The sequence below is a fragment of the Mucilaginibacter kameinonensis genome (genome assembly GCF_003675385.1).
GTDB classification, from domain to species: Bacteria; Bacteroidota; Bacteroidia; order Sphingobacteriales; family Sphingobacteriaceae; genus Mucilaginibacter; species Mucilaginibacter kameinonensis.
Genome location: NZ_RCWZ01000005.1, coordinates 869027 through 879874, shown reverse-complemented (window position 1 = coordinate 879874; position 10848 = coordinate 869027). Strand labels below are relative to the sequence as shown.

The window sequence follows — 10848 nt, the reverse complement described above, 5'->3', positions numbered from 1 at the left end:
CAATGGAGAATAAGCAACTGATTAAGATAAACCTGCCGGGAGGCGTAGCCTCTGCCGGCGATTTTTATGAAATGCTCATCATAGCTCAAAATGCAGGTGCTACACAGGTGCGTTTTGGTAACCGGCAGCAGCTTTATTTTGAGCTTGACGAGGCACGCCTTGAAGATCTGGAGTTTGATATGTTAAGCGCCGGTATTGATCATGAAGCTAACCAGGATGCTTATCCCAATATTACCAGCTCATATATTGCCGATGGTATATTTAACCAGGAAAACTGGCTCAAGGAAGGTGTTTATAAAGACATTTTCGATCTGTTTGATTATCAGCCCGAGTTAAAAATAAACCTGGTTGACAGTAACCAGACTTTTGCGCCGTTTTTTACCGGTAACCTTAACTTTATTTGCTCGCCGGTAAGTAATTACTGGTATTTGTATATCAGGTTTCCTAAAACCAATATCCTGTATTGCTGGCCTGTATTGATTTATTCGGACGATATTCCTGCCGTGGGTAAAGCCATACAACAGGTAATATTTGCTAATAAGGCGCGCTTTTATGATCAGGCCGAGATCAATCCTGAAGAGCTTTATCAATTGGTTATTGCCAGTCACCAATTTGTTATCCAGGAAATTGATCAGCCGCTGGTAATTCCGGAATTTCAATTGCCCTATTACGAGGGTTTTAATAAACAGGGTAACAAATACTGGCTGGGAATATACCGGCGTAATGAACTTTTCGACATTGAGTTTTTGAAGGAAATCTGTAACCTGTGCATGCAAACCAGGGTAGGACAGTTATATATCAGTCCATGGAAATCTTTACTGGTCAAAAACATTGAAGCTAAACACCGGCCATTATGGGGCAATTTGCTGAACAAATACCGGGTAAATGTCAGGCATGCATCAAATGAACTTAACTGGCAGGTAGAGGATATTTGCAGTTCATGTCTTGAGCTTAAGCAGCAATTGGTAAGCGAGTTTGAAGAGGCTGATCTGCGAACTTACGGCCTTAGCTTTGCCATAAAGCGTTCGCCTAAATCGGGTATTTATGGTTCGGTTATGATCCGTTCGCGGATGCCCGATGAGTTTGAGATTGTACATACCCGCGATTTTAACCATAACACCCGCGAATTTGTGGTATATAAACAAAGCGTTCCAAAAGCAGATCTCAGTAAACACCTGATTGCGCTGTGCGATATGTTTTACGAACAACAGTGCAATAACCGCTTGCCTTTGCAAGTAGGTACCAGCAATAACGACATTAAATCAACTAATCAGAAAACCGTTCACCAATGCAAAAGCTGCTTCACCATTTATGACGAGTTATATGGTGACCTGCTGAACGCTATAGAACCCGGGATCCCATTTGAAAGTTTAAATAACTATGAGTGCCCAACCTGTGGCTCAGAAAAAGAGAATTTCGCCGAGGTTATGTATGTGGTTGAATAAATACTCGGATGGCTTAAAATAACATCCGCTTTATACCCAGCTCCAGTCCGCGCAATTCTGCAAGGCCTTTTAAACGCCCAATTACCGAATAACCGGGGTAAGTATTATGATTAACATCATCTAATATCTTATGCCCATGATCCGGACGCATTGGTATCGCTGTATCATTCCGCCCGGTTTTTTCCCTTTTTATTTGTTCATCAATAACCGCTTTCATAACGGCAAACATATCTGTGCTGCCGTTTAGGTGTTCGGCTTCATAAAAGCCGCCGTCAGGCTCCTGCTTTACATTACGAAGGTGCAGGAAATGAATATGGCTGCCCAGGCGGTTGATAATACCCGGAATATCGTTATTGCCGTTTGCGCCTAATGAACCGGTACAAAGTGTCAATCCATTGGCTTCAGAGGGATACATATTAACGATATCAGTCAAATCCTGCTCATTTTTAACAACCCTCGGTAAGCCTAAAATGGCAAATGGCGGATCATCCGGGTGGATGCACATTTTTATTCCCAGTTTTTCGGCATGAGGTATTATCGCACTCAAAAAGTAGCTGAGATTTTCCTTTAGCTTTTGCTCGTTTACGGCAGCGTATTTTTCCAGGTATACTTTAAACTCATCTATAGTAAACACCTCGTCGGTTCCGGGTAAGCCGGCTAAAATGGTATTGATCAGGAGCTCACGTTCGCTTGCACTTAAGCTGTCGAGGTATGATTTTGCTACTGATTGCTGTGCCGGACTAAAGTCGTTAAACGCTTGTTCTCTTTGCAGTATATAAAGGTCGAAAGCTGCAAGTGCGGGTGCGTGGTACCTGAGGGCCGAGGCGTTATCTGGCAGACGGTAATCAAGATGGGTACGTGTCCAATCCAATACAGGCATAAAGTTGTAGCATACCGTATTAATCCCGGCATCGGCAAGGTTTTGCAGCGTTTCTATGTAGTTTGAAATGTATTGATCGCGATTAGCAGTTCCTATTTTTATACTTTCATGAATATTTACGCTTTCCACTACCGACCACCGGAAGCTCGCATCAGTGATCATCTCTTTTCTATGGCTGATTTCAGCACTGCTCCATGCGTTGCCGCATGGTATATGATGCAATGCGGTAACAATGCCGGTTGCCCCGGTTTGCCTGATAGCCTGTAAGGTTACCGGATCGGAGGGGCCAAACCATCTGAATGTCTGTTCTAAATTAGGCGTCATTTTGAATTTTAAGCTAAAGTATAAAGCTAATTAGTTCAGATATTACGAATCATTATTTCGAAATGTTTTTCAAAGCATAAAAAAGCGGCTCGCTAACGTTATAACCAAATGGCCCAAAATCAAAATAGGCATTCCCAATCAGCAGATCAGGCTTATTATCTCCATTGATATCACCTGCATCAAGGGTAACCGCCCGCTCAAATTTGATATCGGATGAAAAAGCGTAAGGAGCAAAAGTTAAACCTCCTGTGCCCTTTAGATATACGAAGCCCTCTTCCGGTTGCCGGGCATCAGTGAACAGGCTGATAGTCGCAATGTCGATATTACCATCGCCGTCAAAATCTCTTGCAATTGCCTTATAGCACCCGTTTATTGGGTAAAAATATTGCTGTTTGTAATTGCCTTTTCCGTCGTTTATAAAAATGTACACGCCATGATAGGGTTTTAATACCAACGTGGCATTCCCATTGTCGCCACAGGTGTATACAATATCTTTGTATCCATCATGGTTCATATCAACCATCTCAAAGTATGATGAACCATAAATAGCCGGGAACCTAAGCATTTCCTTAGTCTCAAATTTACCATCGCCTTTATTGGTAAAGTGAAAAATACCTTCTTCGCCCTGTGCAAAAAGCACATACAGTCCGGGCAGCTTACCTTCCTGATTGTCGATGTAGGCTTTAATGGCACCGGGTAAGGTACTTATAACATGTTTGGTAAAGTTGCCGTTGCCTATGTTCTCCATCCAGCATAACTCGCCCGTTAGGCTCCCAAACTCACAAATAACATAGTCGGTTTTGTTGTCTCCATTAATATCAGCAGCCAAAATCTGTACAGGCCTGCCGAGTTTACTAAAAGTAGGCTCGGGGGCAAGCTGCATTTTACCTTTAGCCGAAATCGTTAGCTGGGTTATTGTACCCAGTTTATCGCTGTTTGCACCCAGATCTTTACCTATTGTACAGACCACGGTATTGCCATGGTCAAAAAGGATATCAACCACCGGGCCGGTTGTCGCTATTGAATCAATGATTTTTAGCTGTGCCGATAGCAGATAGAGCTTTTTGGCCTGCCCATTGGCAACAAATACACGGGCTGGTTTAATGCCATTATCTATTTTTACATAGCTTCCCAATACCTGCTTGCCTTCAAATGATTGTTGTGGTTTTTCAACGGTGAAAAATGGTAGCTCTTTTTTTATAGGAAATCGCCTGTTTTGAGGCGAAAGCTTAATCGGAGCGGTGTTCATGTAATAATCCATAATATCCTGCCATTGCTCATCATTTAATACAGGAGTGGAGGGCACTACCAGGTCATCACCTTTGATCGACCCTACATATGATTCCCCGCGGTGACTTTTGATGCCCATACGTAAGCCCATTTGGGGGAATACATTTTTCCATTTAAACCTGTTGAGCAACGCGGGATCTGGCAGCATATGGCATGAAGTACAGTATTGTTGGGCTAATACCTTTCCGGCAGCAATGCTTTCCACTGTGGCTATTCGGAAACCATCTGCCTCGTTGGCAATTGTGTTGTCGTCTTTATCTGCATGTAAATACCAAAACAAACCAATAGCAACTGCTATCACCAAAATCACAATACCAACAATTACAGTTTTTGAAACTTTTGCAGGGCGAGGCTTATCGGGTTTATTAGTCATGAATAATTGAAGGTAAGAGGTGTGCTGAAGATACAATCATTAATTAAAAGAAGGAGGGTATAGTTATTTCTTTTTGGGACCTCATTTTTTTACAATTCACGTTAAACACATAACCCCAGGCATTACGCCCGGGGTTACATCGGTTTAGGAGTTAATTAGTTTAGTATCCTGGGTTTTGCACCAGTTTTTTATTCTTATCAATTTCTGTCTGCGGAATTGGCATCCAGTTTTGCCGTTCGAAGAAGGTATTGGTAAAAATCTTAACCGGCGTATAGGATAATCCCGAGCCGGCGGCCTCTATCTTCATACCATATTCAGGCGAGGTAAGTACACCGTTTGGCCCGGTTGTGATGAGCCACCTGCGGATGTCAAACCATCGCTTATCTTCAAACGCCAGCTCGATACGCCTTTCACGGCGAATGTACACACGCATTTCATCCTTGGTTAAGCCTGCTTTTACAGCTGGTAGTGCAGAACGGGCCCGCACTTTATTAACCGCGTCATAAACAGACGCGTCTGGCCCGGCGGCTTCATTTTGGGCCTCGGCATAGCTTAACAATACCTCGGCATACCGGAAGATGATGTAATTGGCAAAACTCGGCGCCAGGTTGATACTGGTTTGTCCGGTAATGCTTTCATCAAGCGTTTTACGGGCGTTATAACCGGTGTTGGTGATATCACTTGTAGAGCCAAGGTCAATCTGGTTACTGCCGCCTATGCGCGACTTAAATATATCGCCCTGCCATGGAGCTCCATCGTACAAAATAGACTGATAGAAGCGCTGCTCACGATGGGTGTAAGGAGCTTGCGGATTATAGCCTGAAGCCGCATCGGTAATCGGCAAGCCATTATCCATCGAGTAATCATCAACCAGGCCCTGAGTAGGCGCAAGGTTACCCCATGATTGCTGAACACCATTTACATATACCGGGCCAAGGTAACCCTCGCGGTGACTGCCCTTTGCGGGGCCTGTAGCATAGCCACGGGCAAAAATGGTTTCAACGTTCCAGTTGTTTGCCGATAAAAACTGATCGGCATAAGAAGTAGCTGAAGCGTTGAAAAGGCTATAAGTCCCCATATCCATTACCGATTTATTGGTAGCTGCCGCTTTGCTCCATTTAGTAGCATCATTAGCAGTATTCACCAACGGACTGGCTGCAAAAAGCTCAACCCAGCCTTTTAGTGTTAATGCTGCACCTTTGGTTGCACGGCCGCTTTCTGTAGCTTTTGTTGGCAAAACCGCAGCTGCTGCGTCGCAATCAGCTTCAATAAAAGCAACTGTTTCATCAATGGTAGAACGTGCGGTGAAAATGTCGCTTCCGTCCTGGTTGTTAAGCGGAGTGGTAATAATAGGAACTCCGCCGTAGGCTGTGAATAGCAGCGAGTAAAAATAAGCCCTCATATAGGTAACTTCAGCAACACGCTGTTTGTACCAATCGTCGGTGTATTTAGCTTTATTAGCTGCAGCCTGTTGCAGGAAGATATTACATTTCCTGATCTTGCCGTAGTTGCCTTCCCAGTCCCACATACCGCCGGGACCGGTGGGTACGTTACTTGGACCTATTGATCCGGCCCTTACAGTGGCCTGCCCGTTTTCCCACGCTGCACCGCAAAAGCTATTGTCGGCATATTGCTCGGTAAGCTGATAGTCGTTGTTGATATCCGGAATTTGATTATAAATATCGTTCACAAAAAGATCAGCGTTGCTTTGCGAACCAAATGTAGCAACGTCGGTCAGAAACCCCTTGGGCGTTACATTTAAGGAATCATCTTTCTTACATCCACTAATACTTACAACAAGTAAAGCAAGTAAAAAAAGCTCTCGGTATTTTATAAAAATCTGTTTCATCGCTTTCTTATTTTAGTTAAAATGTGGCATTTACACCTAATGAAAATACACGTTGCTGGTAGTAATTGGTGTTACTGCCACTGTTTTCAGGGTCGATGATCTCTTTTACATGCGGTAAAGAGTTAATCACGTTTTGCCCGGCAAGATATATCCTTATGGATTGGATCTTGTTTTTCAACAGTTTGTTTGACAACGTATAACCAAGCTCAAAGCTTTTTAACCTGATGTACGAATCGTTCCTGATAAACCAGGAAGAAGCTTGTGTATTATTTGATGTTGGCGTACCTGTAACCCGAGGATATAAAGCATTAGGGGTAGATGGGGTCCAGTGGTCATCAAATACCAGCTGTGAAGCCGAACCTGACGCGTTGAATGGAAACGCGAAGTAGTTGTTGATTTGGATACTACTGTTGCCTGAACCCTGGAATAATACATCCAGATCAAAGTTTTTAAATGTTAACCTTGGCTCCAAACCCCAAATAATTTCGGGAGTGTTAGGATGGCCTATCACGGTTTGGTCATTGGCATCTATTTTGCCATCCGGTTTGCCATCTGGGCCGCTCAAATCCGCGTATTGGATATCGCCTGCCTTAACCGGGCCGAAAGACGGAACAGGTATGCCTGCTTTTAATGATCCGTCTGGGTTAAAATCGGTTGTTTTGAAGTATCCCAATGCCTCATAGCCAAATTGAGTGTTTATAGGGCGGCCGGTTTGCCTTCTGTTTGGGTTATTGGCTGTAGCGCTTGTTTCATAAACCTGTAACAATTTATTCCTTGCAAAAGTGAAGGTACCCGTAACATCTAATCTTAAATCTTTTGAAAAACTATGGCCGCTTTGCAAGGTTAAATCCACACCATGGTTGCTCATGATACCACCATTTACAAGCCCTGTACCTATACCATATTCGCCAGGTAATGTATTGCCAATGCTTACAAGCATATTAGCACGCTTCTCATAAAAATAATCAGCTTCGATGCTCAGTAAACCTTTCCATAAAGTTGCTTCAAAGCCTACGTCGGTTTTAGTCGCTTTTTCCCAGGTGATATTTGGGTTACCCTGTAGCGACTCATTGATACCCTGGGTAGCACTGCCGTTAAGAACGGCCGAATTAGAGTAAGGGTTATAAGGGCTCAGGTATTGGTACGTCTGTATAGCACCACCGGTTCTTGGATAAGCACCCGATTTACCCCATGAAGCCCTAAGCTTTAAATTATCAAGCCAAAGCAGGTTGTCTTTAATGAATTTTTCTTCAGATAAGCGCCAGCCTGCTGAAAAAGCGGGGAAGAAACCATACCGGTGACCCGGAGCAAATAAGTAGCTTCCGTCATACCTACCTGCAGCTTCAAGCAGGTACTTTTTATCGTAAGAGTAGCCAACCCTGTAAACGTAACCAATTTGTTTTTGTCCGTTTGAGTAGCCATAGTTGGTGGCATCCGCGGCAGCCGGGCCACCGTAATTTAGCTCATCAATATCAAGGTTATAATTGTATTTGGTAGCGCCAAAGGTTTCGTATTTAACCCGGCGGCTTTCAAATACAGCTAAAGCTGTAACATCGCTCTTGCCAAATGAACCGGCGTATGATAGCAAGCCCTGAATGGTTAAAGAGTGGTTTTGGCTATAGTTTTCAGAGAACGTTGCCTTTGAGTTACCCTGGATACCTTGTTTGTAGGTGTAAGGGGTAGTAGTTACGTCAACGTTATAAAAAGGTATTGGCGTAGTATAAATACGTTGAACCGATGTGATATTGCCTGTAAACAGCGGATCCGGCCCGTTGTCGTAGCTAATAACACCTTTTAAGCTTAAACCTTTAATCGGAAGCTTCTGATCAATTGTAAATTGCGAAAGGACGGCAGTGTTTTCATTGAATTGATAGCCGCTGTGGTAAATTTCACCAATAAGCGATTGCCCGATATAACCCGACCATAATCCATTACTGTAGTAGATGGGGGTTGTTGGTGCCTGGCGCTGTGCCTGGCCTATAATGGTGGCGGCACTTTGAGATGGGAAATGCTGATCCTCAACATAACTGTTTACCGATAATGACACGGTAGTGCTTTTGGTTGCATTTGCTGTTAAATTTAATGAACCATTGTACTTGTTAAGATAGGTAGTACTCCACATACCATCCTGGTGAGTGTAACCTAAAGCGGCAAAATATTTGATATCCTCGGTGCCACCGGCCAATGTTACGTTATGATAAGTAATAGGGCGGTTTTTCTGGATAATTTGCTGTAGCGGATGCCCGTCCGGGTGACCGTCGGGATCTGAATGATCTTTAAATTTCTGTATATCCTCTGCTGTGTATGCCGGGGGCTGGCCATCGTTGGCATTAGCCTCGTTTCTTAATAAAGCATAATCGTACGATCCAACAAAGGTTGGTACTTTGGTTGGGTTTTGGATACCATAATAGCCGTTATAGGTTAATGTTGGTTTGCCTGATTTACCCTTTTTTGTAGTAACCAGGATTACGCCGTTTGCACCGGCTACACCATAAGGAGCAACAGCTGCCGCGTCTTTCAGTACCGAAACATTCTCGATAGTATTGGGGTCAAGACGGCTGAAATCGCGTGGTACACCGTCGACAATCAATAGGGGAGAACTACCGCCGGTAGAACCAATACCCCTGATCTGGATGTTTGAACCGTCGTAACCCGGCTCGCCGCTTCCCTGGGTAATAATTAAACCCGAGGCACGACCAACCAGGCTGTTGGTTAAGTTAACTACGGGCTTTTTAGCAATTTCGGTGGTTTGTATGGTTGATACTGCCGCGGTAGAGGAAGTTTTCTTCTGGGTACCGTAACCCACTACGATAACCTCGTTAAGGTTTTTGGCAGATGCCTGCAGTCTGATGGTAACTGAGGTTTGGCCGTTAAGTTGAAATTCGGTTTGCTCGTAGCCGATATAAGAAACTATCAAAGTAGCATTAGGGTCGGCGTTTAACGTGAAACTACCATTTACGTCGGTGACGGCGCCTACGGTTGTTCCTTTCACCTTTACGGATGCACCGATAATGGTTTCGCCGGTAGTTTTATCAACGATTTTTCCTTTAATGGGGGCCGGTTTATAAGCGGTGGCTGATAGGTTTGGCTTATTTCTGAAACGGGAGCGGTTTGCCGCATAGGAACTTGTTTGAGCAATTATCAGCAGGATCAGCGGGAAGGTGACTGATCGGGATATTTTTCTTAAAAATATTTTAACAGGTAAAAAATACTGCATAATGAGAGTTGATTAAGAGTTGAGATTGGAGCATTTGTTTAATGCATTGGGAGCTTAGTCCGATTTTCTTTTTACTTTTTTTGTCTTGCCATATTTTTTTCGGTTAGGTTTATAATTGGTTAATTAACAGGATAATAAGTGTTAAAACAACAGTTTAAATTTAGGGCGTAATAATATATCGCTATCAAAGAACAGGAGTTGCTTTTCCGTATTATTAAACCATAAATAAGCTCCCGCTCTGAGGCGTTTTCCTGGCTATATTATGGTTGATTTTATGGATCAACTTCAATGAAAATTGTACAAGCAGGTCGTAATAATAGTTGCGGTAGTCAAGCGCTTACCGCTAATTGGTGTCACAATTAACCGCTATTTTTTCAGAAAAAAAGGGGACAAAGCTGTAAAATAAAGGGGATAAAATATATAAGATCGCTGTTTTTGAAGCGAAATCGCATTTTATTAAGATGGTTATGATATAACAGTTAAATATTCCGGGTTAAAAAATGTCGCTGGAAATTTATTATTCGCTTTGAAGGTTTAATTTTTTTGATACACCCTAACGTAATCAATTTCATAACGTTTAGGGAATTTTGTAGCTGAAGGGTCGCCGCCATTGTCGCCGCCTATGGCAAGGTTCAGCAATATGTAATGTGGCTGCATAAAAGGATTAAACTGGCTTCCATCCTGATTAACCAGGTCTTTAAGCGCTACACGGTTAAGCAGGAAATCATCTACATATAAACTTATAGCTTCTGTATCCCAATCCATCCGCCAGATATGAAATTTTTTACTCCAGTTAGCTTTGAAAGTATTCAACGCTTTGGTGTTACTATACCATTTGGCCTTGTAAGGTACCGAAGTACCGCAGGCGATATTTGCCAGAAGTTTCTGCCGGTAATATTCCATGATATCAATTTCACCGTTAGATGGCCACGGCTTGTCTATACCCAGTGTCCAGAAAGCGGGCCATAAACCGGCATCAGTACTGATACGCCCACGCATGATAAAGCGCCCATATTGAAAATTATGTAAGCCGCTGGTATTTATACTTGAGGATGTATAGTTTATAAACTCCCTTTTCTGTTTCCAGTTGGTACTGTTGGGAACGTAATCGGGATTGGGTTGGTGCACCTTTTTCGCTTCTATTATCAGTTTACCATTGCGGCAAAAGGCATTTTGTGCCTGGTACCATTGATCTTCATTATTGCGCACAAAGCCGGTTTCAAATTTCCAGTTGGCAGGATCAGGCGTGCCGTTTGTATTAAACTCGTCTGCCCAAACCAGTTTATACCCACCGGTGGTATCCTGTTGGCATTTACCTGCAAAAGGACTGATCATTAATATTCCGGCAATAATTACTTTCTTGATCATCATAAACGAGCTTAATGGTTCAATTTCGGTGGTTTTCTTGAACAAATTAAGTGATATTCGGGAATGCCGATGGGGGGCAAAACAATAAATTAAAGGGGCTTT

6 protein-coding genes are annotated in these 10848 nt (G+C 43.1%); 1 reads left to right on the top strand and 5 read right to left on the bottom strand.

Annotated features, from left to right (window positions below):
- The first annotated feature begins 2 nt into the window (after positions 1–2).
- A complete protein-coding gene (locus tag EAH55_RS26540; protein ID WP_121812314.1) occupies positions 3–1445 on the top strand; it encodes a rubredoxin in 1443 nt (480 codons plus the stop codon).
- 13 nt (positions 1446–1458) lie between these two features.
- Here the strand turns inward: EAH55_RS26540 and uxuA are convergent, their stop codons facing one another.
- The 5 genes from uxuA to EAH55_RS26515 form a co-directional block, all read right to left on the bottom strand.
- Entirely contained in the window at positions 1459–2649 is a 1191-nt protein-coding gene (gene uxuA, locus EAH55_RS26535; protein ID WP_121812313.1) for a mannonate dehydratase, read from the bottom strand.
- A 52-nt stretch (positions 2650–2701) separates the two neighbouring features.
- On the bottom strand, positions 2702–4312 hold the full coding sequence (locus tag EAH55_RS26530; protein ID WP_121812312.1) for an FG-GAP repeat domain-containing protein: 1611 nt from the start codon (positions 4310–4312) through the stop codon (positions 2702–2704).
- A 160-nt stretch (positions 4313–4472) separates the two neighbouring features.
- Positions 4473–6161 (bottom strand): RagB/SusD family nutrient uptake outer membrane protein, encoded by a 1689-nt coding sequence (locus EAH55_RS26525; protein ID WP_112565833.1) that lies wholly within the window; start codon positions 6159–6161, stop codon positions 4473–4475.
- A gap of 16 nt (positions 6162–6177) precedes the next feature.
- A complete protein-coding gene (locus tag EAH55_RS26520; protein WP_121812311.1) occupies positions 6178–9378 on the bottom strand; it encodes a SusC/RagA family TonB-linked outer membrane protein in 3201 nt (1066 codons plus the stop codon).
- A gap of 534 nt (positions 9379–9912) precedes the next feature.
- Positions 9913–10791, bottom strand: a complete 879-nt coding sequence (locus EAH55_RS26515; RefSeq protein WP_244228372.1) for a glycoside hydrolase family 16 protein — start codon at positions 10789–10791, stop codon at positions 9913–9915.
- Positions 10792–10848 lie beyond the last annotated feature (57 nt).